This is a genomic window from Pseudoalteromonas sp. T1lg23B, from assembly GCF_002964665.1.
Classification (GTDB): Bacteria; Pseudomonadota; Gammaproteobacteria; order Enterobacterales; family Alteromonadaceae; genus Pseudoalteromonas.
In genome coordinates this window covers 20001-44098 of the sequence record NZ_PQBZ01000006.1, presented here as the reverse complement: position 1 = coordinate 44098, position 24098 = coordinate 20001, and the positions used below count along the sequence as shown (strand labels likewise).

The following is a 24098-nucleotide window of genomic DNA, read 5'->3' as shown; positions in this document are numbered from 1 at the left end:
ATGGCAAAAGAAAAGTTTGAACGCGTAAAACCGCACGTAAACGTAGGTACAATCGGCCACGTTGACCACGGTAAAACAACTCTAACAGCAGCAATCACTAACGTACTTGCAAAAGTATACGGTGGTACAGCTAAAGACTTCGCATCAATCGATAACGCTCCAGAAGAGCGTGAGCGTGGTATCACAATCTCAACTTCACACGTTGAGTACGATACACCGACTCGTCACTATGCACACGTAGACTGTCCAGGACACGCTGACTATGTTAAAAACATGATCACAGGTGCTGCACAGATGGACGGCGCGATCCTAGTAGTTGCTGCTACTGACGGTCCTATGCCTCAAACACGTGAGCACATCCTACTTTCTCGTCAGGTTGGTGTACCTTACATCATCGTATTCATGAACAAATGTGACATGGTTGACGACGAAGAGCTTCTAGAGCTAGTAGAGATGGAAGTACGTGAACTACTTTCTGAGTATGACTTCCCAGGTGATGACCTACCACTAATCCAAGGTTCAGCGCTTAAAGCGTTAGAAGGCGAAGAGCAGTGGGAAGCGAAGATCATTGAGCTTGCAGAAGCACTTGATTCATACATCCCAGAGCCAGAGCGTGACATCGATAAGCCATTCATCATGCCTATCGAAGACGTATTCTCAATCCAGGGTCGTGGTACAGTAGTAACAGGCCGTGTTGAAGCTGGTATCATCAACGTGAACGACGAAGTTGAAATCGTAGGTATCAAAGAAACTACGAAGACAACTTGTACGGGTGTTGAGATGTTCCGTAAGCTTCTAGACGAAGGTCGTGCGGGTGAGAACATCGGTGCACTACTACGTGGTACTAAGCGTGACGAAGTTGAGCGTGGTCAGGTTCTATGTAAGCCTGGTTCAATCAACCCACACACTAAGTTCACTTCAGAAGTATACGTACTTTCTAAAGATGAAGGTGGTCGTCACACGCCATTCTTCAAAGGCTACCGTCCACAGTTCTACTTCCGTACAACTGACGTAACAGGTAACGTTGAGTTACCAGAAGGCGTAGAAATGGTAATGCCTGGTGACAACATCAAGATGACTGTTGAGCTAATCGTTCCAATCGCGATGGACGAAGGTTTACGCTTCGCTATCCGTGAAGGTGGCCGTACAGTAGGTGCTGGTGTTGTAGCTACAATCATTGAATAATCAATAGATTGCAGTAACACTGTAAAAAAGGTCACTTAGGTGGCCTTTTTTAATGCCTGAATTTTGGGGTTGGCTGGTTGGAAAAGCGCAGCGCTTTCCTGTGGGGTACCATCCGATGGGGTACCATCCGATGGGGACCATCTGGCAGTTATCCATCATTTATTGAATCAGAACTTAAACCGATCGTTAATCAAGGAAGTTAAAACATGGTCTTGCCATTCACCGTTGAGAAACAGATAATCTTTTGCAACCCCTTCAATGGTAAAGCCTAATTTGTTTAAAACGGACGCGCTTTTTGTATTGCATGGCACATAGTTCGCCATGATCCGATGAAAATTCTGGTGCGCAAAAGCCCAATGTATAATGGCGGTCAATGCCTCGTGCATTAATCCACAGCCATTCTTTTGCTGATCTAGTTGATAGCCTAAAAAACACGCCTGAAAAGCAGCTCTTTGAATGCCAGACAGGCCAACTTGACCAATGACATGCTCTTCGTTGCTTTTTTCAAAAAGGTAGAATTGATATATTGAGTCATCTTCGAAACTGGCGGCTAAGTGCTTTAAGTTTTGAACCCAATGCTCCACCGTGAAGAAGTGCGCATCACGCAAAGGTTGAGAGTCGGCAAAAAACGCTTTATTGCTTAAGTAAAACTTCGTGATGGCAGGTGCAAATTCTGTACGCGCACTTTTGATTATTAATCGCTCGGTGTCTATTTGCATTGTTTATCCTTAGTGTTGTCGACGCGCTGTTCATTTAAAGGTCGTAATTTAAAGGCAAACAACGGTTGCGCTCAACTCGACTTAACTCTTTTACTTAATATTATGTTTTCTCGTTCTTTGACACTCTGCTGTGTAACAACGATAGCAAGATGCAGTATATCGTTGCGTGTTTAATGAGTTCAGTTCTGTGATGATTGTTTAATATGGCGAAAAGGGCGTTTTGCAAAAGGCTGCATTGTCATGTCGCAGCCCTATTTGTCTGATTGAATTAAAACTTTAACGCTGTCCAAGGGCCGTTTTGGCTGTCTTGTGGTGCTTGGCCGAGTGTCCAGTGACGCGCGTAGTAATAAACATTTTCGTGTTTAACCACTTCACCCCCTTTGTACTCTTTGGTCGCTGACCACGGAGATACCTTTGATAAGTCTGGCGTACTTGGGTTGTTATCGCCATCACCGTTACAACTAGAATTGAAAATACTTAAACACTTGTCTGTGCTTTTGAATCACTGACGCTATGAATTTGCTTTGAAGTGGTGTGATCATTTGTTAGTCTTTGGTTTTTTTAATGTTATTAAAGATTTAATTTTCATGTCGGTTACACTTTACGCTCTACAAACAATTGTAGATATGGAAAGTAGATAATATAGAAGGAAACATGAAACATGAAACATGAAACAAAAGCATTAATTCTGTCTACAGCGCTATTTTTGGCAATTTCACCCTTTTCACAGGCTGCGGTTGGCACAGCCGCCTCAACGAATGTGAGTGGTACAACGACGCATCAATTGAGCTGTGGCAGTGAATGTGATCTAAATAAGACGTTAACAATAGTGCATAATATGGCTCAGAAGTTAAACATATCTATTCGTAGTCATGATACTTATGAGCTGTATGATAATAATGGTACGCTAATTGATTACATGAGTTATGGCGAGTTTTTATACAACAATGCTTCTGCAAAGTCTCTCTTAGACACTAGTAAGAGCTTAGACCCTATCGGCACATTAGATGCCTCTCTAGATTGTCGATACGATAGAGATAACCCTTGTGAAACATGGGATTACCTCACTCAAAAAATGCATGCTGAGTTGGTCTTAACACCATCGGTTGTACCTATTACTCAAGCATATATAGACGATTCAAACCAGCTAGCAGGGTTGCTAGCTGGTGCTGTTACGTACCATGCTGTTGGAAGAATTGCTAGGGCGGTTGCTATGAGAGCATCAGTGTTCGGATTCTACAAAGGGGCTATCGAAGCATTAGTAGGTGCAAAGGCTGGGCAGGCGGTCAGTAATATGTCAGTGCATGATATATTTAAGGCTGGTGACTTTCTAATAGTTATTGACGATCAATCGGCGATTTATCGACCAAGTGACAAGCGCTTTGTCAAGACGAGTAGAAACTTTTGGGATAAGATGAATGCAACTTCTAAGCGTTATAAAGCGTTGGAGACAGTAGGTTACTATGGGGGAAATGATGGGGGCAATGGTGGGGGCGATGATGGTGGCAGTGTCATTGTACCAAATGTTCCAGAGGTAGTATGTGTTACAGGGTATACAAATGCGACAGGTGTATTTAGGCCACAACCTATTTGTTGGCCTGAATAATAATGTAAGGAGCTGAGTCACACTCAGCTCCCATGAAAGGATTCGATAATGTATTTTATTTCAATAGTAATGATTTATTTTGTACTTTCACTTTATGCTTTTGAAGGTTATAAAAATAGAGTCTTTGGCTATACGCTTTTGGCGCTCATAGTAGTATTGAATTTAGAAGCGGAAACTTTTAGCTGGCAAGTGATCTTAAAAACTCTAGTTTTCATTATGACGTGTTGGGTCGTGGGTGTATTTAAAAAACGTCTGTGTTTTGAAATGTCGAACATGTTAATCGGGTATATACTAGCCACAAGCCTTTTCTTACTAATTAGCCTTATTAGTTTAGATGATTTAGCTTGGAGTTCGCTTACAGATAACCTGTATGACAGGGCAGCGTTACATACCTTGGTAGCTACCGTTACCGCATTTGTTTTAATTAGCCTACTAGGTAGGGCATTTCCGCGTTTGGGTGTAAGAGGGTAGGCCGAAAATATGAGCCTTTCATAGGGAACCCTTAGGAACCATCCGATAGTGAGAGTCCCGCAGTAGTTGTTAGAGGTCATTTCACCTTGCGCAAAAGGAATGTAAGCGCTGCGCGTTTTGTCATTAAACTTTTGCAAGTTAATGATGATAAACATTGTCCCTAAAAAACGTAAAAAGCGTTGACCTCAACCTTACTTGAGCTTTTATTGTGTTCGTGACTACCTAAAAACATAAAGGAAAACTTGATGTTAGAATTGCAATCATCAACCATCGCTAAGCATATTTCACACTACCTTAGTGGTTTCTCAATTGATGCGCCTATTGGTACTTTAAGTTTTGTGCAAGCCCTACAGAAGCAACACTTAGCAATGTACAGTTTTAGCAGCATTAACGCGATGCAGGGTGCTTATCTGAGCCTTGAGCCAGAGGCACTGTTTGAGCGCTTAATTGTAAAGCGTCAGGGTGGGTATTGTTTTGAGCACAACCGAGTGATGTTTTTAACACTGGAGGCTCTGGGCTATCAGGTACGCCCAGCGTTAGCGCGGGTCATGTTAAGTGGTAAAACCGATAATCCGCGCACACACAGAGTGACTTTACTCACCCATGAAGGCAATACCTATGTGGTTGATGTGGGTTTTGGTGTGCAGGGCTTTATCCTGCCACTTGCCATCGACCATAACCATAGTGTGAGCGAAGGGCCCAATCACTATCAAATTGAGCGTACAGCGGCACATGTTAAGGTGTCATTGAGCGCACCACAGTCATTGACCTTGTATGAAATTGATTTAGCCAAGGTATTTGAGGAGGATTGTGAAGTGGGTCACTTTTATAGTCATCAACACCCCGAAGCGTCATTTGTGAATAATCTCGTTGTATCACGTATTGATGATGGCCAGCGCTATTTGATCCGCAACACAACTTTTTTACATGTGAATGAGCGCAACCAAACGCAAAGTGAGCAAGTAATCGATAGCGTGTTGCAGTTGCAGCAGTTACTACAAAATCACTTTAACATTGTTGCCCCCAAAGTGTGCCTGAGCAATGCGTTTGCTAAAGTCCAAGCGCGGCAATTAGCGCGAGCTGGGTGATGACTTAATGATTACGTATGGCCTGCTCGCATCGGGCCTCGATATTAAGCTTGTTTTTAAGCATTTTATGGCTTTTTTGCAGCTTACTTATCAAGGTTTCATCGCTGTTAATATTGGCGGCTAGATACATACGCTTGCTCAAGTGCGGCGAAACATATACGCGCTCCCACTCGCCACCTCTGCCTAATGCCATTTGTACATTTTTAACGAATAGGTCGGCTCCGTAAAGCAGATCAACCCGTGCCTTATTCAGCATTTGTGCACCTTGCTCATGGCTGGCCAAGATGACTAAATTATCTTCCTGACTGAAGCCGATTTCTACTAGGTGTTGCTCGGTTGGCTGGCCAGATGCCACTGCGACCACATATTGCCTCACATCTTCTATATCATTAATTTTTATGTCTTTTCTCGCCTTTAATTTGTAAAAGGAGACGTTTATTTCGCACAATGGCGCTACCCAACGATATTGCTTTTCACGTTCTTGTGTTCGCGCTAGAGAATAAATAAAAGCGTTGGGAGTGTGGTTCACCACATGATTAGTTCTAAACCAAGGTAGAACATGAATTTTGTAGTCTATCTTGCTGTGTTCAAAAAGCGTTTTCACTAAATCAGTGGCCACGCCGCCAATTCTTCCGGGACCTAAAAACTCCTGATATGGGGGAAAGTCTTCGGTATAAATATGAACTTGTTCATTAGACTCGCCAGCGCTCGCTACTCCTTGGCACATGATTAAAACAGTTGTGGCTATCCAGCGGATTTGTTGTTGCATTATTCTGCCCCCTGATTATTTTCCCATTATAAAGCGTAGTCAAAGTGATATAGTTTGGTGTTATTTTATCCATCGCCTAGTGCGCCTTAATTGGATACAATGTGCCAATACTTAGATGTAAAACAGCCTGATAGGTAATAAACACAAGGATTTAAGCGGTATGACTCGTATGTTAGCGTTAGTAAGCGCGATTTTGTTGCTCAGCGCCTGTACCAGCCTAGTTGAAAAGGGAGATAAGTTGTATGAACAAGGTATGTATCAGCAGGCGGCCGAATTTTATCAACAAGCCTTAAATGAAGATGCAACTGACGTTGAGGCGCAACAGCGGCTTAATCAGGCCCGTCATAAAATCATAGACCGTGGGCTCATCGAAGTGCGCATGCTGCGATTAGCTGCGAATCAAGTGGGGGCCGCCGATAAACTTGAAGCCATCTTGCGCAATCAAAGCTCTTGGCATATTGAGGCTATGGGGGCGCAGGCCGCCACTCAAAATGAGGAAGTTCGTTATGCGGAGCAGTTTTTGCGCACACAGGCAAAAGACCTCGCAGATAGCGCCTACCCAGATAAATTTCGTTGGTTTGAACAACAGTACGCCTTTTTGATCTCCAACGCACAGTTGGCTTCAATGTTAAGTGGCTATGGGCAGCAACTTGGCGAACAGGCAAAGGACAAATGCCAAACCTTGGCTGAACAGGTGCAAGGACAGCGGTTTTTTCTCAAACAACTCGCGCAAACATATTGCTCTGCTTGGGGGGTCAGCCAAACATTCAAGCTCGATCAGCGTGATCATAGCCGCTATCGGAGCATTGTGTTCAATAAGCAACTGCAACTTAATACGTCAAAAAGACGTGCTCACCAACAGTTAATAGATGGCGCGGTCAGTGAACTCAAAGATCAGTTCCAGCAGAGTATTTGGTATGCCCCTGTCGGCGACAAGGAACTCAAGCTGACAGTGACAGCCGATGTCGACTACCAACGTGACAGCATCCAAAAGCAACAGGAAAAGCGTTATCTAGTGAAGGAGTTACGTCCTGATCCGAATGACAAGTCTAAGCAAGTTGAAGTGGATATTGAGCGCGTCTATATTTATCCGCAAACACACTACTATGAAGAATACGCTGCGCGTTTGAGCTACAGTGGGCAATTGGCTGGGATGTTGTTGGCAAATCAGTACATGGATAGCCAAAGTAACCAGACCATTAGTCACAGTGCTAACTTTGCAGAAGCTGAGTTGGCACCCAAGTCAGCAAAGTTTTTGAACCAAACCGAAACCTTTTCTGACTATCTAAGTCGTCTGACGCAAGGTATCAATGACGAACTGGCAAAACTATGGGCCAATCAGTACTGTCAAAACCAGTATGCACAAAACTCGGCGGAAAATGTGATGCGATGTGCGCGAGTAGAGCCGGATAACGACTATGTAAATAGCTGGTTTGAACGTCAGTTTGGTATCAGCTACAAGGCGATGCACACCTTATATGGGGTGTAAGTTAAGCATAAAAAGCATGGACTCAGTCCATGCTTTTTAGGCATTAATCAATTAAGCGTGAAACCACAAAATACGGGTTCAGATAACTTTCTTTTTGATTATACAGCAAAGGTGTTCCGTCAATTTGAGTCACTGTCGCCCCTGCAATTACTGCAACTGCATGACCCGCTCCTGTATCCCACTCACAGGTTGGCCCAAGCCTTGGGTAGATATCGGCCAGACCTTCCGCAACAAGGCACAGTTTTAACGAGCTGCCTTTGGCAACCATTTCGACTTCATCAAATTGTGCGAGATAGGCTGCTAAGTCAGGTGAGGGGTGTGAACGCGAACCGACTACGTGAATTTTGCCTTTATTGGGCTTTTTAGTCACTTTCAATTCAATACGTGCTTCGCCACATTCTCTAAAGGCACCAATGGCTTCGGCGGCTAAATAACTCACATTTAATGCAGGAGCATGTACCACCCCAAGTATGGGTTTACCGTCTTTGATCAAAGCAATATTAACGGTAAATTCGCCATTCTTTTTAATAAACTCTTTGGTACCGTCGATTGGATCAACCAGCCAATACTGCTGCCAAGCCTGTCGAGTTGGCCAATCAATGTTGGCGCTCTCTTCACTCAAAATAGGTAATTCAGGTGTGAGTGATTTTAGACCTTGTACGATCACTTCATGGGCCGCAAAATCGGCATCGGTTACAGGGCTTTCATCTGCCTTATACTCGATATTAAAATCTTTGGCGTAAATCGGCATGATGGCATCACCGGCTTTACGTGCCAATAGTAAGATCTCTTCCAATAGATCGGTCTGGTTCATAACTTATCCTATGATGTTTTTAGTTTTGAGATAGGCTATTAACTGTGCGACGGACTGCTCCAGCGAGTTTTTACTGGTATCCAAACGAACTTCAGGGTTGTTTGGCACCTGATAGTCAGAATCTATCCCCGTGAAGTGTTTGATCTCCCCAGCTCTGGCTTTTTTATACAGTCCTTTGGGATCTCTTTGTTCACACACATCGAGTGGGGTGTCGAGAAAGACCTCAATAAACTCATCGTCGGCTAATAGCTCTCGTACCATATCACGTTCAGCACGAAACGGGGAAATAAAGGCTGTTAATACCACCAAACCTGCATCGGCCATAAGTTTGCTCAGTTCGCCAACGCGGCGAATATTTTCCACGCGGTCTGCGTCGCTAAATCCCAAGTCTTTGCATAGACCATGGCGCACATTGTCGCCATCAAGCAGATAGGTGTGAACCCCTTGCTGATGCAGCGCACTTTCAAGTGCGCCAGCAACGGTACTTTTACCAGAACCAGAGTAACCTGTGAACCAAAGCACGCAAGGTTTGTGACGCTTCTGTTCGCTGCGCTGTGCTTTGTCTACGGCATAGTTATGCCAAACTATATTTTCGTCCATATTGCTACCTACTAAAATGGGAACACCAAAGGTATTAAGGTTAAAACGGTCACTGAATAAATTAAGGACAGCGGTAAGCCCATCGTGACATAGTCTTTGATCCGGTAGTTACCTGCGCTATACACCATTAAATTGGTTTGATAGCCAAATGGTGAGATAAAACTTGCGGAAGCACCAAATGCCACAGCCATCACAAAGGGTAGAGGGTTGACACCAAAACCAACAGCTAATGCATACGCGACAGGGAAAGATAGTGCTGCAGCTGCATTGTTGGTGATCAACTCAGTAAATACCACCGTCATTACGAATATGGCGATAAATGCCCCATAAGGACCGAAATCGCCTAATAAAAAGAACAGCCCACTTGATATTTTCCCAGCCAAGCCGGTGTTGATCATCAATTTGGCAAGGCCAATAGCACTGCCGACGATGGCAACAAGCTCTAAGGGAAAGCGGCGTTTCAATTCATTAATTTTAATGGTGCCCATTAAAATGAAAGCCACTAATAGCACCATTAGGCCCTTAACAAGTGGTACTAAATCAAATATGCTCAACGCCAAAACCATGGCAAAGGAGCCCAACACAATATTTGATTGCTTCGATTGCAGATGTGTTTGTAAATCTAATCCAGAAATATAAACAAACTCGCGTTTAAGATCTGGAAGCTCATAAAACTGACTGCCTGGCGCTAAAATAAGAGAGTCACCCGCTTGTAATCTCACTTGACCTAAACCACCTTGCAAGCGGTCGTGGCCACGGCGAATTGCGATAACCGCAGCGTGAAATTGTTCACGAAAGCGCACTTCTTTGACCGTTTTTCCGATGAACTTAGAAGATTGGCTCATGACCACTTCAACCAAATGCTCAACATCTTTTTCGTGCTTGTCGTGAACGATTTTTAGGCCATCAAATTGCGACAACAGTGGTACCGATTTGATATCACCCACAAATAGCAAAATATCGCCCTGTTGAATCACTTGTTGTGGTGTTACGGCAATAATGCGGCGATCGCCATGGATAATTTCCGCGAGGAATAAATCCTTTAGATCGCGTAGCCCATTTTCTTCCACGGTGCGACCGATCAGTTTTGAGCCTGGCTGAACTTTGCCCTCGAGATAAAATGGCACAACTTCCTGATCGTTTTTACCATTATCAGGCAGATATTTTAATAACACCATAATCGTGAGCAGACCCGCGAGTAATGCGCCTAATCCCACTAAGGTGAAATCAAAAAAACCTAATGGTGCCATACCCGCATCTACTGCAAAGCCGTTGACAATTAGATTGGTTGACGTGCCGATTAGGGTCAACGTGCCACCTAAAATTGCGGTATAAGATAATGGCAACAAGAGCTTAGAAGGTGAGTGGGTGGGGCTCTCTTTTATCGCAGAGATAAGAGAAGCCACAACAGCTGTATTGTTGGTGAACGACGATAAAAAAGCGGTTGATAAACCTAACTTCATTACGGAGTGTGACAAACTGCCTTTTGCCAGCGAGCGGGCTAAAGTTTGTATTAATGTGGTTTTTTCTATCGCGATCGACACGAGGATCAGCAAGATAAGTGTGATCAGCGAGGGGTTTGCATAGTTAACCAGCATCCCCTCAAGCTCGATTAAGCCTGTCAGATAACTGATACTGATGGCACCAACAAATAGCCATGCTGGTTTGAGTCGGCTACCAAAAAGGCAGCCGACCAGTACTAACATGATACCTGTTAAAATGATTTGCTCATACACTTAGAGGTACTCCTATTAACAGGCGTAGCGCCATTACTTAAGCTTACTTATATCAAGCGCTTGCCAGTGAGGGAAGTGCTTGCGTACTAAAGCATTAAGTTCAATTTCAAACTCACTAAACTGTGAGTGCGAAGCGCTTTGTGCGGCCAACAGGTTCTCAATCATGCCAGCCCCAACCGTCAAGTTACTTAAACGGTCGATTAAGATAAATGCGCCTGTCTCACGGTTATTGCGATACACATCAGCCAAAATACTTTCTGTCAGTTCAAGCGTGACGATAGCAATTTCATTTAATTGCAAGGTGTCTGCTTGGCCTTTTTCCAACGTATTTACATCAATAGTGTGATCGATATGCTTAATAATAGCCGAGGTATTTTTACTACCAAGCTTAAAGTTATAGCTTTTACCAATTACCAACGGCGACTCATGCATCCAAACGAGCTTAGCTTGAATCAAGTTAGTCACTTCAGCGTCAGACTCAGCTGGCACAATCACGTCACCGCGGCTTACATCGACCTCATCGTTCAGCGTAATAGTGAATGCCTGACCGGTTTCAGCACGCTGTAAATTGCCATCAAAAGTCACCAGTTCTTTAATGCTTGAACGTTTACCAGAAGGTAGGATTTTGACTGCTTGACCAACCTCAAGTGAACCTGAGGTAAGCGTGCCCTGAAAGCCACGGAAGTCCAAATTTGGGCGCACTACGTACTGCACAGGGAAACGCGCTTCGAACTCTGTGTTCGCGAGGGCCGCGGGTGAATCTTCCAATAGCTCTAGCAAAGGTTTGTCTGTGTAATAAGGTGTGTGTTCAGAGCGTGTTACCACGTTGTCACCTTTCAAAGCAGACATAGGTACGAATTTGTGTCGGTTACATTTAGCTGCTTTGCGAACTCTAGATATTGCGCTTTGATGCGGTTAAATACAGCTTCATCAAAGTCGCAGATATCCATTTTGTTCACAGCGACAACAAACTGTTTAATACCCAGAGAGTCACAGATAAAGCTATGACGTTTAGTTTGAATTTGTACACCATAGCGCGCATCAACCAGAATGATGGCCAGATCACTGGTAGATGCACCAGTTACCATGTTGCGCGTATACTGCTCGTGTCCCGGTGTGTCGGCAATTATAAATTTGCGCTTAGCCGTTGAAAAATAACGATAGGCCACATCAATGGTGATCCCTTGCTCACGCTCTGCTTGTAAGCCATCTACCAGTAACGCTAAGTCTAGTTCTTCACCTGCGTTACCCACTTTTTCATTATCTTTGTGCAGTGCAGCAAGCTGATCTTCATATATTTGGTGACTGTCGTGTAGTAAGCGGCCAATCAAAGTTGATTTTCCATCGTCTACACTGCCGCAAGTCATCATACGTAGCAGGCTCTTGTCTTGCTGACGAGCAAGATAAGCTTCAATACCTAATTCTTTTACTTCATTGGCAGTTGACATTAGAAGTACCCCTCACGTTTTTTCTTCTCCATTGACCCAGCTGAGTCATGGTCAATGACACGACCTTCTCGCTCTGAAGATGTTGATAGCAACATTTCTTCGATAATTTCAGTTAATGTACTGGCAGTAGATTCCACTGCGCCTGTCAATGGGTAGCAGCCCAACGTACGGAAGCGCACAGATTTCATTTGCGGCACTTCGCCTTCTTCTAGTGGCATGCGATCGTCATCTACCATGATCAAAGTACCATTGCGCTCAACAACCGGTCGTTCCTTCGCTAGGTATAGAGGAACCATTTCAATATTTTCCTGATAGATGTATTGCCAGATATCCAACTCAGTCCAGTTAGATAAAGGGAATACGCGGATACTTTCACCAGGATTGACCTGACTGTTGTATGTGTTCCATAACTCAGGGCGTTGGTTTTTTGGGTCCCAGCGGTGATGTTTATCACGGAATGAGTAAACACGCTCTTTCGCACGAGACTTTTCTTCATCACGACGGGCACCGCCAAATGCAGCATCAAAGCCATATTTGTCTAAAGCTTGCTTCAAACCCTGTGTTTTCATGACATCGGTATGTTTTGCTGAGCCATGTGAAAAAGGTCCAATTCCCATGGCAATCCCTTCTGGATTTTTGTGTACCAACAAATCAAAGCCATATTCTTTAGCGATACGATCGCGAAACTCAATCATCTCGCGAAATTTCCAGTCGGTATCAACATGCAGCAATGGAAACGGGATCTTGGCAGGAAAGAAAGCCTTTCGAGCCAAATGAAGAAGTACCGAAGAGTCTTTACCAATTGAGTAAAGCATGACTGGGTTTTCAAACTCCGCGGCGACTTCGCGAATAATCTTTATACTCTCAGCTTCGAGTTGCTGAAGGTGTGTTAAAGCCATGGTCGTCGTCCTACATCAAAGATTAAATATAAATAAACTGTTTATGCCACATCAGTAAGTGGCTGAGCGAAGCTGCTTATTTGTGTTGATTTGCCAAACCAAGCAAGTTGCTCATGCAAAGCGGCAACTTCACCAATAATAAGTAACGCTGGCGATACAATTTTGTGTGTTTCTATTTGTGCGGCTAATTGACTTAGCTGCGTTCTTACCACCCTTTGTTCTTTACGGGTGCCATTCTCAATAATCGCAACAGGTGTTTTACCATCTCGGCCATATTTGAGCAGTTGTGCTTGAATATGCGGCGATTTAATAACACCCATATAAATCGCTAAAGTTTGGTTGGGTTTGGCAAGTGATTGCCAGTCCAGTTCTTGTCCATCTTTTTTGCAATGACCAGTCACAAACTGAATTGCTTGAGCATGATCTCGGTGCGTCAGTGGAATACCTGCATAGGCACTACATCCCGCAGCGGCGGTTATTCCAGGGACGATTTGGTACTTAACCTGATTTTCAGCTAATACCTGCACCTCTTCACCTCCACGGCCATATATAAACGGATCGCCGCCTTTAATACGGCACACTTTCTTGCCTTGTTTTGCTAAATCAACCAGCATCTGGTTGGTATCTTCTTGTTTTACGCTGTGATTGCCAAGGCGTTTACCCACACAGATCAAGTCGGCGTCACGGCGTACTAAGTCCATAATTTCATCAGAAACTAAGTAGTCATACACCACAACATCCGCTTGTTGCATGAGTTGCAATGCTTTTAAAGTTAGTAACTCAGGATCGCCCGGACCTGCCCCAACAACATAAACTTCTCCCTCTGGAGTAGGCGCTGCATTAAGCATGCCATGTAGTTGTTGCACAGCCGCTTCGGTATCACCGGTTTGAACTTTACTGACCACGCTTGAGTCGAACACACGCTCCCAAAATTGGCGTCTGTCTGCAAAATGTTTAAATCGTTTCTTAACTTGAGCACGAAAATCACCCACCAACCTAGCTAAAGGCCCGATATGTTGTGGGATCAAGGTTTCTAGCTTTTCTCTTAAACGACGAGCTAATACAGGGGCGGTGCCTGCGCTCGAAATCGCTATCGTAATTGGGTCTCTATCAACGATCGAAGGAAAAATGAAGGTACATTTTGGCTGATCATCTACAACATTAACGAAGACATTGCGTTCATTTGCCAGTTCAAAGACTGTGTTATTTACGCTGTCGCTGTCAGTGGCTGCAATGACCAGCATTTTCCCCTCTAAATGAGCGGCACTGAAATGCTCGCAGATCAGTATGACTTCACCCTGCGTAGCGTGTTCATGGAGCTCAGTACAGAAAGTCGGCGCAACCAGCGTGACCGCTGCACGTGCCTTGATTAAGGCGCGGCATTTCCTAAGCGCGACATCACCGCCACCGACGACGAGCACCGGTTTATTGTCAAGTTTGGTGAATATAGGTAAATACTGCACAGTTTGCTCCACAAGCATATAAATAACACAACCACGATGCACGCAAAGTGGTGAATACGGAAGCAGAATATAGTGCTCCACACAGAGTAAAAAATAATTAAAACCTAGTTTATATAACTATAAGTTATATGCGACCTTTAAAAATGGCTTAAGCCTTTATTTACAGCACTTTGCGCGGCAATTCTTTCTGTGTCAGACTGCTTATAGTGTTTGGTTATGAGTTATTCAGCATCACATTGTGATGGCTCTTTACTTTTGCGGACATATGTCCTGTGGTGTTCGCTGAGGATGCTTTTTACTAAACCAAAAATGTTGACCTAACTGGAATAGAAATATGGCATTGCATGAAGATGCTAAAATGGCATTAAGCTTAATGGACTTAACATCATTGAACGAAAACGATGACGAACATGCCATTGCTGCGTTAATTAGTAGTATCAACCCTGAATTTGGCGTACCTGCTGCGGTCTGTGTTTATCCGCAATTTGTGGCATTGGCTAAGCGTTTACTCGCTGAACAGGGGTTAATGGCAGTCAAAGTGGCGACCGTAACTAACTTCGCTGATGGCAAGCAATCGCTTAAAGCGGTATTGGCGCAAACGGAGCAAGCGCTGGCAGACGGTGCGGATGAAATCGACTTAGTGCTGCCTTATCAACAGCTTATAGCTGGCGATCCAGATACGCCTTGGCAATATGTTAACTCTAGTAAGAACATGTGTAAGGGTCGCGCCAAGCTCAAAGTGATTATTGAGAGTGGGGTATTGGAAACAGATGCCTTGATCACGCAAGCATGCGAAGTTGCGATTCTTGCTGGCGCTGACTTTATCAAAACCAGTACCGGAAAAGTGAGTGTAAATGCCACATTAAACGCAACACGCACTATACTAGAGTGTATAAAGCGCTCGGGTAAAGACGTAAGCTTTAAAGCCGCCGGTGGCGTTAAAACTGTACAGCAGGCAGCAGAGTATCTACGTCTAGCCGAAGAAATAATGGGTACTCAGTGGATAAATGCGGAACACTTTCGCTTTGGTGCCTCAAGCTTACTAGCGGATATACATGAAACAATCTCTACTTCGGGAAAGTGATTTAGAAAAGCTAAAGTTGGAGCACGATGCAGCCAAGCTGTTTCTACGCTGTTATGAACAGCAATATGGTACACCAATGCGGCATATTTGGCACAATGAGCCAAATATGCCTGATATTAGCTGTTATCAAGGTGACGAGCGCTTAGATATCGAAGTCGCACATCTTTATGGCAGTGAAAAAGAAGCGATGGCGGTACTTGGCAGGCCCTTATCACTGGAAACTCAACGTGAGTTAGCCACTATGGCGCAGGCTCCTACAGAACAGCGTTTACGATTTGCGCTAGGGCGTTTATTAAACCAAAAAGCGTACAAGCGTTACCACTCCAAACGTACTTGGTTACTGATTAGAAATGCCAGCACTTTGTGGCATCATTCGGATTTTGTCGCAGTGGTGGGCCATCTTGACTATCCCAGTAATCATGCCTTTGAACAGATCTGGCTGTTGACTGATTTTTATAACCCCGATTTAATTCGCTTAGACACTTGATTTTGACCCGAACAAACCCATCTAAACAGTCGTAGGGACAACGGTTGTACGGATTATTTGTGTTTGCACATCTTTTACTCTTGTTTTCAAATTGTTCGTAAGTATAATGGGCATCCACTTTGCAGGGGCGTAGTTCCAATTGGTAGAACAGCGGTCTCCAAAACCGATGGTTGCGGGTTCGAGTCCTGCCGCCCCTGCCAATTCATAATTTGAGTCTAAATCTAAAATAATGTGTTTTCAGTCTTGAGCGCTTATTTGTACATTTGGATTTAATGGATTTACCCTGTTATATGCAGGGTTGTTGTGTCTGTATTTAAGGTAAAATTGATTATGAGCACTAATGTTGAAAACCCGTCAAGCTCGATGGACATGGTAAAATGGCTAATTGCAATCACGCTACTTACGGGTGCGGTAGTTGGCAACTATCTTTATGCAGATATGTCTGTACTGGTACGTGCGGTAGGTGTGGTTGCGGCGGTGGCTGCTGGTTTAGGTGTTGCAGTTACCACTGAGAAAGGGCGTACTTTTATTGCTTTTGCAAAAGAGTCTCGCATTGAAGTACGTAAAGTTGTTTGGCCTACGCGTCAAGAAACGACTCATACTACACTTATCGTAATGGCCGCGACAGTAGTAATGGCGTTGATCCTTTGGGGATTGGACGGCATTTTATTCCGAGTCGTAGGCTTTTTAACTGGATTGGAGATCTGATCCCATGTCGGATGAGAACAAAGAAAAGAAATTACGTTGGTACGTAATTCAGGCGTTTTCAGGTTTTGAAAAGCGCGTAGCACAAACCATCATTGAGCATATCAAAATTGAAGGTTTGGAAGAGTATTTCGGCGAAGTGCTAGTACCAACTGAAGAAGTTGTTGAAATGCGTGCGGGCCAAAAGCGTAAGTCTGAACGTAAATTCTTCCCAGGTTATGTGCTAGTTGAGATGGTCATGAACGATGCGTCATGGCACTTAGTCAACAGTACGCCACGCGTAATGGGCTTTGTTGGTGGTACGTCAGATAGACCTGCACCGATCAGCCAAAAAGAAGCAGACCGTATCTTAAATCGTCTGCAAGAGAATGCGGAAGCACCGAAACCAGCAACATTATTCGAGCCAGGTGAAGTGGTTCGTGTTACTGATGGTCCATTTGCAGACTTTAACGGTGTGGTTGAAGAGGTTGATTATGAGAAGAGTCGCTTGAAAGTGTCTGTACTTATCTTCGGTCGTTCAACACCAGTTGATCTTGAATTCGGCCAAGTGGAGAAAGATAAATAATCTTTCATCCTCGAGCTATTGAAAAAGGCCGCTGGTTAACTTATAATCAGCGGCCTTTTTGTATATTAAGCTGTTAAATCTTAATAATATCAAAAAGTTTTTTTTAAATTGGGAAGCCGTTTGAGTACGCGTCCTCGCGCGCACAAGGCTAAGACCCACCTAATGAGGTATTATCATGGCTAAAAAAGTTGAAGCTCTAATCAAGCTACAAGTTGCTGCTGGTATGGCTAACCCTAGTCCTCCAGTAGGTCCTGCACTAGGTCAACACGGTGTAAACATCATGGAATTCTGTAAAGCGTTCAACGCACGTACAGAGTCTATCGAGAAAGGCGCACCTGTTCCTGTAGTAATTTCTGTATATAGCGATCGTTCTTTCACGTTCGATATGAAGACTCCTCCTGCATCTTACCTTCTTAAGAAGGCTGCAGGCATCAAGTCTGGTTCTGGTCGTCCTAACACTGAGAAAGTGGGTACTGTTACACGTGCTCAACTTGAAGAGATCGTTGAGACTAAACGTCCAGATTTAACAGCAGCTGATATGGAAGCTGCGGTTCGCACGATTGCAGGTTCTGCACGTGCAATGGGCTTGAACGTAGAGGGTTAATAGAAATGGCTAAACTTACTAAACGTATGCGTACTATCCGCGAAAAAGTGGATGCTACTAAAGATTACGAAATCAATGAAGCAGTTGCATTACTTAAAGAATTAGCAACAGCTAAGTTCGTTGAAAGTGTTGACGTTGCTGTTAACCTTGGTATCGATGCACGTAAATCAGACCAAAACGTACGTGGTGCAACTGTACTACCACACGGTACTGGTCGTGATGTTCGCGTAGCTGTGTTCACTCAAGGTGCTAACGCTGACGCTGCTAAAGAAGCTGGTGCTGATTTAGTTGGTATGGAAGACCTTGCTGAACTAGTTAAGAAAGGCGAAATGAACTTTGACGTTGTTGTTGCTTCTCCAGATGCAATGCGCGTTGTTGGTCAACTAGGTCAAATCCTAGGTCCACGTGGTCTTATGCCAAACCCTAAAACTGGTACTGTAACGCCTAACGTTGCAGAAGCAGTTAAAAATGCTAAAGCTGGTCAGGTTCGCTACCGTAACGATAAGAACGGTATCATCCACACTACTATCGGTAAAGTGGATTTCACTGCTGAACAGTTACAACAAAACCTTGAGTCTCTACTTGTTGCGCTTAAGAAAGCTAAGCCTTCTCAAGCAAAAGGTACTTACTTGAAGAAAGTAAGCATCTCAACAACTATGGGCGCAGGTGTTGCTGTTGACCAAGCTACTCTAAATACGCAAGTATAATTTATTAGAGATTAGCATTTACATGGCGTAATTTTTGAACTATAATCTTGCGCCATTTTGTTGATAAATTCATTTGAATATATTCAACAAATAAAGAATTCGGGTTGAAGCGTATAATTTCGCAACACTTTTTAGTAACGCGATAAATTGCGCTTCCGTCCAAGACCGTAGGTGGCTTCGGCCTTAATCGTCCTACGTAGACGGTGTGAATCCCAGCTAGATTTTTCCTAATCTTCTGGCTCTCGCCGTAAAAAGCATCTCTGCTAAATTTTTAGCAGGGTAGAGTAGAACTGAAAAACAAATTTTTGTTTTTCTATAAACCAGGAGTAACACCCATGGCTTTAAATCTTCAAGACAAAAAAGCAATTGTTGCTGAAGTCAACGAAGCTGCCAAAGGTGCTCTTTCAGCAGTTGTTGCTGATTCTCGTGGTGTAACAGTAGGTGCAATCACTGCTCTTCGTAAAGAAGCTCGTGAAGCTGGTGTATGGATGAAAGTTGTTCGTAACACCCTAGCTCGACGCGCTGTTGAAGGCACTGATTACGAATGCCTTAACGAATCACTAGTTGGTCCAAGCCTTATCGCTTTCTCTTCAGAGCACCCAGGTGCTGCTGCGCGTATCTTCTCAGATTTCGCGAAAAAGAACGAAGCATTCGAGCTTAAAACTGCTGCATTCGAAGGTAAAGTTGTAGACGTAGCTATGCTTGCTAAGCTACCTACTTACGACGAAGCTGTTGCACGCTTAATGAGCGCTATGAAAGAAGCGTCTGCTGGCAAATTGTGTAAAACAATTGAAGCGGTACGTGTACAGAAAGCTGAGCAAGCTGCTTAATTTAAGCCTCGCTCCTTTCTTTAATAAATTTTTTGAACCACATGGGTTCGTAAATAATTAGGAAATTTGAAATGTCTGTAACTAAAGACCAAATCCTTGACGCTATTGCTGAAATGTCAGTAATGGAAGTTGTTGAACTAGTAGAAGCAATGGAAGAAAAATTCGGTGTAACTGCAGCTGCTGCTGTTGTTGCTGCGGGTCCTGCTGAAGCTGCTGAAGAAAAGACTGAGTTCGACGTAATCCTAGCTGCTGCTGGCGGTAACAAAGTTGCTGCAATCAAAGCGGTACGTGGCGCTACAGGTCTAGGCCTTAAAGAAGCTAAGGCTCTAGTAGAGTCTGCTCCTGCACCTATCAAAGAAGGTGTATCTAAGGAAGAAGCTGAAGCACTTAAGAAAGATCTTGAAGAAGCTGGTGCTCAAGTTGAGATCAAGTAATCTAGCTTACGCTAGGTTCGCTGCCTGAGAAATCAGGCAAGGGCTGGTGATTATTTAATCACCGGCCCTTTTGCGCTATAGCGAGATGGCTTTCTATCGCGCAATAAAATTCTAAATTTCAATGGTATTTTCAATGACTTAGATGTTTTTTTGTTAATATCAATGACATTTAGTACAACAATTAGATGTTGTTATCATGGCTTGAATGCCAGTTAAGTCTGTTCTTACAAGAACAGGTTGGGTCAAAGATCAGCAAGCTGAGGAACCCCATGGCTTACTCTTATTCTGAAAAGAAACGTATCCGTAAGGATTTTGGTAAACGTCCACAAGTTTTGGACATACCTTTCTTACTGTCGACGCAGTTAGAATCGTTCAAAAAATTCTTGAATCCGGACGCTGATGGCGACCACGGTTTGGAAGCTGCTTTCCGTTCTGTGTTTCCGATCAAAAGCTACTCGGGAAATTCTGAGCTACAATACGTAAGTTATCGTATTGGTGAGCCAGTATTCGATGTAAAAGAATGTCAAATTCGCGGCGTGACTTATTCTGCTCCACTTCGCGTTAAATTACGTCTTGTGTTAATGGATAAAGACGCACCAGGCACAGTTAAAGACATTAAAGAGCAAGAAGTTTACATGGGCGAAATCCCGCTCATGACTGACACCGGTACTTTTGTTATCAATGGAACAGAGCGTGTTATCGTTTCTCAGCTACACCGTTCACCTGGTGTATTCTTTGATAACGACCGTGGTAAGTCGCACTCGTCAGGTAAAGTGCTGTATAACGCTCGCGTTATTCCTTACCGTGGTTCATGGTTAGATTTTGAATTCGACGTAAAAGATAATCTTTACGTTCGTATCGACCGCCGTCGTAAACTACCAGCATCAATCATTTTACGTGCGCTTGAGTTCTCTACAGAAGAGATCCTAAGCTTGTTCTTCGAAACAACAACGTTCGAAGTAACTGACGGTAAAGTGTTAATGGAGCTTGTACCATCACGTCTACGTGGTGAAACTGCTGCATTCGATATTAAAGATGCTGACGGTGAAGTAGTGATTGAATCTGGTCGCCGTATTACAGCGCGCCATATCAAAGCACTAGAAAAGAAAGAAATTAGTCAATTAGAAGTACCACACGAATATATTATTGGTCGTGTTGTTGCGAAGGACTACATCGACGAGTCATCTGGTGAAGTGATTGCCAATGCCAACGATGAGTTATCGCTTGAGTTAATGGCTGAGCTTGTAAAAGCGGGTCACACTCGCATCGCAACATTGTATATCAACGACGTTGATAGTGGTGCTTACATGTCGGATACCGTGCGTATCGATTCAACCAGCAACCGTTTGGAAGCTTTGGTTGAAATCTACCGCATGATGCGCCCTGGTGAGCCACCAACAAAAGAAGCTGCGGAAGCGCTATTTGACAACTTGTTCTTCTCTGAAGAGCGTTATGACTTGTCAACTGTTGGTCGTATGAAGTTTAACAGCCGTGTAGGTTATGACACGGATACAGGCCCAGGCACATTAAGTAAAGAAGACATCGTTTCGGTAATGCGCGTATTGATCGACATTCGTAACGGTAAAGGCGAAGTTGACGATATCGACCACTTAGGTAACCGTCGTATTCGTTCTGTTGGTGAAATGGCAGAAAACCAATTCCGTGTTGGTTTAGTACGTGTTGAACGTGCTGTACGTGAGCGCCTAAGTCTTGGTGATCTTGATGCTGTTATGCCACAGGACTTGATCAATGCTAAGCCTATTTCAGCAGCAGTAAAAGAGTTCTTCGGCTCTTCACAGCTATCTCAGTTCATGGACCAAAACAACCCATTATCTGAAGTAACGCACAAACGTCGTATTTCTGCGTTAGGTCCGGGTGGTTTGACACGTGAGCGTGCAGGCTTTGAAGTACGTGACGTACACGTAACGCACTATGGTCGCGTATGTCCAATCGAAACGCCTGAAGGTCCAAACATCGGTCTGATCAACTCATTGTCTACGTATGCGCGTACCAATGACTATGGTTTCTTAGAAACACCATATCGTAAAGTAGTTGATGGTGTTGTAACCGACGAAGTTGATTACCTATCGGCTATCGAAGAAGGTCAGTTTGTCATTGCACAGGCAAACTCGAACCTAGACGAAAATAATGAATTTATTGATGAGCAGATCCCATGTCGTCACAAAGGTGAATCGACATTCATGGGCCGTTCTGACATCCAATATATGGACGTATCTCCACAGCAGGTAATCTCTGTGGCTGCGGCACTTATCCCATTCCTAGAGCACGATGACGCTAACCGTGCATTGATGGGATCGAACATGCAACGTCAGGCAGTTCCGACGTTAAAAGCAGACAAGCCGCTAGTAGGTACTGGTATTGAATTAACACTTGCAAAAGACTCAGGTGTAACCATCGTTGCTAAGCGTGGCGGTGTAGTTAAGTATGCTGATGCAAGTCGTATCGTAGTTAACGTAAATGAAGATGAGCGTATTCCGGGTGAAGCGGGTATCGACATTTACAACCTAACTAAATACACACGTTCAAACCAAAACACCTGTATCAACCAAAAGCCAACTTGTATGGTTGGTGAGCCGGTGGTACGTGGTGATGTACTTGCTGATGGTCCATCTACAGATTTAGGTGATTTAGCACTGGGTCAAAACCTACGCGTGGCATTCATGCCTTGGAATGGTTACAACTTCGAAGACTCGATCTTGCTATCTGAGCGCGTAGTTGAAGAAGATCGTCTAACGACGATTCACATCCAAGAGCTACAGTGTATTGCACGTGATACTAAGTTAGGTCCAGAAGAGATCACTGCGGATATTCCAAACGTTGGTGAATCTGCACTTGGTAAACTAGATGAATCAGGTGTTGTATACATCGGTGCTGAAGTGAAAGGCGGCGATATCCTAGTAGGTAAAGTAACGCCTAAAGGTGAAACGCAGCTAACGCCTGAAGAAAAGCTACTACGTGCTATCTTCGGTGAAAAAGCATCAGATGTTAAAGACAGCTCGCTACGAGTACCAAACTCAGTAACGGGTACTGTTATCGACGTACAAGTATTTACTCGTGATGGTGTTGAAAAAGATAAGCGTGCGCTTGAAGTTGAAGACATGCAGCTTCGTGAAGCGAAGAAAGACTTCAACGAAGAGTTCAAGATCCTTGAAGGTGGTGTACTAACTCGTGCGCGCAATCTACTTGTTAAGGCTGGCTTCGATGAAAGCCGTATTGAAAGTCTTTCAACTGACAAGCTGTTAACGCAAAGCCTTGCAGATGAAGAACAACAGTCAGAGCTTGAGCAATTAGCTGCACAGTACGATGAGCTTAAAGCTGAATACGACAAGAAGTTCGAAAACAAACGTCGCAAGATCACTCAAGGTGATGACTTAGCGCCGGGCGTATTGAAGATTGTTAAAGTTTACCTTGCGGTTAAACGTCGTATCCAGCCAGGTGATAAAATGGCGGGTCGTCACGGTAACAAGGGTGTAATCTCTACTATCGTGCCAGTTGAAGACATGCCATACGATGAGAAAGGTCGTACCGTAGACATCGTATTGAACCCGTTAGGTGTACCATCGCGTATGAACATCGGTCAGATCCTTGAAACTCACATGGGTCTAGCTGCACGCGGTATCGGTGAGCGCATCGAAGAGATGATGAAAGAACAGCGTGAACTTGCTGAATTACGTGACTTCATTAAGAAGGCGTATGAAGTAGGTGATTGCCGTCAGAAAGTTGATATTGATAGCTTTACTGATGACGAAGTTCGTCGCCTAGCTGAAAACCTAAAAGGCGGTTTACCAATTGCAACTCCAGCATTTGATGGCGCTAAAGAAAGCGAAATCAAAGAGCTACTTGAGCTAGGTGGTTATCCATCAAGCGGTCAGGTAACGCTTTACGATGGTCGTACTGGTGATGCATTTGAACGTCAAGTAACTGTTGGCTACATGTACATGTTGAAACTTAACCACTTGGTTGATGACAAGATGCACGCACGTTCAACAGGTTCTTACAGCTTAGTTACTCAGCAGCCGCTGGGTGGTAAAGCACAGTTCGGTGGACAGCGTTTCGGTGAGATGGAGGTATGGGCATTAGAAGCATACGGTGCTGCCTATACACTACAGGAAATGTTGACAGTTAAGTCGGATGACGTAAACGGTCGTACCAAGATGTATAAGAACATCGTTGACGGTAACCACAAGATGGAACCGGGTATGCCAGAGTCATTCAACGTATTGCTCAAAGAAATCCGCTCACTGGGTATCAACATCGAGTTGGAAGAAAATTAATCCGACCGCCGCAGCTTAAACTGCGGCAGTTACCCTCCCAGTGGGTAGCCGGACTGAAAGAATGAAGGGGTGAGCAATGCTTGCCCTCAAGATTAACCTC

The 24098-nt window shown here is 44.0% G+C and carries 22 protein-coding genes, 1 tRNA gene and 1 pseudogene; 15 read left to right on the top strand and 9 right to left on the bottom strand.

What is annotated here, in order from left to right; genetic code table 11:
- Window positions 1-1185: an elongation factor Tu gene (tuf, locus tag C2M32_RS02870; RefSeq protein ID WP_105167019.1), complete on the top strand. Its 1185-nt coding sequence runs from the start codon at window positions 1-3 to the stop codon at window positions 1183-1185.
- Window positions 1186-1352: 167 nt separating this feature from the next.
- Here tuf and C2M32_RS02865 read toward each other — a convergent pair whose 3' ends face one another.
- A complete protein-coding gene (locus C2M32_RS02865) occupies window positions 1353-1904 on the bottom strand; it encodes a GNAT family N-acetyltransferase (protein ID WP_105167018.1) in 552 nt (183 codons plus the stop codon).
- Between the two features lie 268 nt (window positions 1905-2172).
- Window positions 2173-2379, bottom strand: coding sequence for a carbohydrate-binding protein (locus C2M32_RS21080; RefSeq protein WP_105167017.1), 207 nt, complete (start codon window positions 2377-2379; stop codon window positions 2173-2175).
- Window positions 2380-2565: 186 nt separating this feature from the next.
- On the opposite strand from C2M32_RS21080, the gene C2M32_RS02855 reads away from it, so the two are divergent.
- The 3 genes from C2M32_RS02855 (at window position 2566) to C2M32_RS02845 (ending at window position 5069) form a co-directional block, all read left to right on the top strand.
- Complete coding sequence (locus C2M32_RS02855; RefSeq protein ID WP_105167016.1) at window positions 2566-3510, top strand: hypothetical protein; 945 nt, start codon at window positions 2566-2568, stop codon at window positions 3508-3510.
- A 48-nt stretch (window positions 3511-3558) separates the two neighbouring features.
- Window positions 3559-3981, top strand: a complete 423-nt coding sequence (locus C2M32_RS02850; protein WP_105167015.1) for a hypothetical protein — start codon at window positions 3559-3561, stop codon at window positions 3979-3981.
- A gap of 245 nt (window positions 3982-4226) precedes the next feature.
- Window positions 4227-5069, top strand: a complete 843-nt coding sequence (locus tag C2M32_RS02845) for an arylamine N-acetyltransferase family protein (protein WP_105167014.1) — start codon at window positions 4227-4229, stop codon at window positions 5067-5069.
- 4 nt (window positions 5070-5073) lie between these two features.
- Here the strand turns inward: C2M32_RS02845 and C2M32_RS02840 are convergent, their stop codons facing one another.
- Window positions 5074-5838, bottom strand: a complete 765-nt coding sequence (locus tag C2M32_RS02840) for a substrate-binding periplasmic protein (protein WP_234401203.1) — start codon at window positions 5836-5838, stop codon at window positions 5074-5076.
- 160 nt (window positions 5839-5998) lie between these two features.
- On the opposite strand from C2M32_RS02840, the gene C2M32_RS02835 reads away from it, so the two are divergent.
- Window positions 5999-7327, top strand: a complete 1329-nt coding sequence (locus tag C2M32_RS02835; RefSeq protein WP_105167013.1) for a tetratricopeptide repeat-containing protein — start codon at window positions 5999-6001, stop codon at window positions 7325-7327.
- A 43-nt stretch (window positions 7328-7370) separates the two neighbouring features.
- Here the strand turns inward: C2M32_RS02835 and cysQ are convergent, their stop codons facing one another.
- The 6 genes and pseudogenes from cysQ to cysG form a co-directional block, all read right to left on the bottom strand.
- A complete protein-coding gene (gene cysQ / locus C2M32_RS02830) occupies window positions 7371-8141 on the bottom strand; it encodes a 3'(2'),5'-bisphosphate nucleotidase CysQ (RefSeq protein ID WP_105167012.1) in 771 nt (256 codons plus the stop codon).
- 3 nt (window positions 8142-8144) lie between these two features.
- Window positions 8145-8741, bottom strand: a complete 597-nt coding sequence (cysC, locus tag C2M32_RS02825; protein WP_105167011.1) for an adenylyl-sulfate kinase — start codon at window positions 8739-8741, stop codon at window positions 8145-8147.
- Window positions 8742-8752: 11 nt separating this feature from the next.
- Window positions 8753-10477 carry an SLC13 family permease gene (locus tag C2M32_RS02820; RefSeq protein ID WP_105167010.1) on the bottom strand — a complete coding sequence of 575 codons (1725 nt, stop codon included), beginning with the start codon at window positions 10475-10477 and terminating at the stop codon, window positions 8753-8755.
- 33 nt (window positions 10478-10510) lie between these two features.
- Window positions 10511-11925: pseudogene (cysN, locus tag C2M32_RS02815) on the bottom strand (sulfate adenylyltransferase subunit CysN).
- The gene (gene cysD / locus C2M32_RS02810) at window positions 11925-12824 is read right to left on the bottom strand and encodes a sulfate adenylyltransferase subunit CysD (RefSeq protein ID WP_070990007.1); all 900 of its coding nucleotides are present in this window, start codon (window positions 12822-12824) and stop codon (window positions 11925-11927) included. Before cysD ends, cysN begins: the two are co-directional and overlap by 1 nt.
- A 41-nt stretch (window positions 12825-12865) precedes the next feature.
- Window positions 12866-14287, bottom strand: a complete 1422-nt coding sequence (cysG, locus tag C2M32_RS02805) for a siroheme synthase CysG (RefSeq protein WP_105167020.1) — start codon at window positions 14285-14287, stop codon at window positions 12866-12868.
- A 334-nt stretch (window positions 14288-14621) separates the two neighbouring features.
- On the opposite strand from cysG, the gene deoC reads away from it, so the two are divergent.
- The 10 genes from deoC (at window position 14622) to rpoB (ending at window position 23998) form a co-directional block, all read left to right on the top strand.
- Window positions 14622-15371 (top strand): deoxyribose-phosphate aldolase, encoded by a 750-nt coding sequence (gene deoC, locus C2M32_RS02800; protein ID WP_105167009.1) that lies wholly within the window; start codon window positions 14622-14624, stop codon window positions 15369-15371.
- Window positions 15343-15858, top strand: coding sequence for a hypothetical protein (locus tag C2M32_RS02795; RefSeq protein ID WP_105167008.1), 516 nt, complete (start codon window positions 15343-15345; stop codon window positions 15856-15858). The genes deoC and C2M32_RS02795 overlap by 29 nt, the downstream gene beginning before the upstream one ends.
- Window positions 15859-15981: 123 nt before the next feature.
- Window positions 15982-16058: transfer RNA gene (locus C2M32_RS02790), tRNA-Trp, on the top strand.
- 130 nt (window positions 16059-16188) lie between these two features.
- Entirely contained in the window at window positions 16189-16566 is a 378-nt protein-coding gene (gene secE, locus C2M32_RS02785) for a preprotein translocase subunit SecE (protein ID WP_105167007.1), read from the top strand.
- A gap of 4 nt (window positions 16567-16570) precedes the next feature.
- Entirely contained in the window at window positions 16571-17128 is a 558-nt protein-coding gene (nusG, locus tag C2M32_RS02780) for a transcription termination/antitermination protein NusG (RefSeq protein WP_070989999.1), read from the top strand.
- A gap of 175 nt (window positions 17129-17303) precedes the next feature.
- Entirely contained in the window at window positions 17304-17732 is a 429-nt protein-coding gene (gene rplK, locus C2M32_RS02775; protein WP_105167006.1) for a 50S ribosomal protein L11, read from the top strand.
- A 5-nt stretch (window positions 17733-17737) separates the two neighbouring features.
- Window positions 17738-18439, top strand: coding sequence for a 50S ribosomal protein L1 (gene rplA / locus C2M32_RS02770; RefSeq protein ID WP_105167005.1), 702 nt, complete (start codon window positions 17738-17740; stop codon window positions 18437-18439).
- A gap of 335 nt (window positions 18440-18774) precedes the next feature.
- Complete coding sequence (rplJ, locus tag C2M32_RS02765) at window positions 18775-19269, top strand: 50S ribosomal protein L10 (RefSeq protein WP_105167004.1); 495 nt, start codon at window positions 18775-18777, stop codon at window positions 19267-19269.
- 71 nt (window positions 19270-19340) lie between these two features.
- Window positions 19341-19703, top strand: a complete 363-nt coding sequence (gene rplL, locus C2M32_RS02760; protein WP_010376226.1) for a 50S ribosomal protein L7/L12 — start codon at window positions 19341-19343, stop codon at window positions 19701-19703.
- Between the two features lie 269 nt (window positions 19704-19972).
- A complete protein-coding gene (gene rpoB / locus C2M32_RS02755) occupies window positions 19973-23998 on the top strand; it encodes a DNA-directed RNA polymerase subunit beta (RefSeq protein ID WP_105167003.1) in 4026 nt (1341 codons plus the stop codon).
- The last annotated feature ends 100 nt before the right edge of the window (window positions 23999-24098 follow it).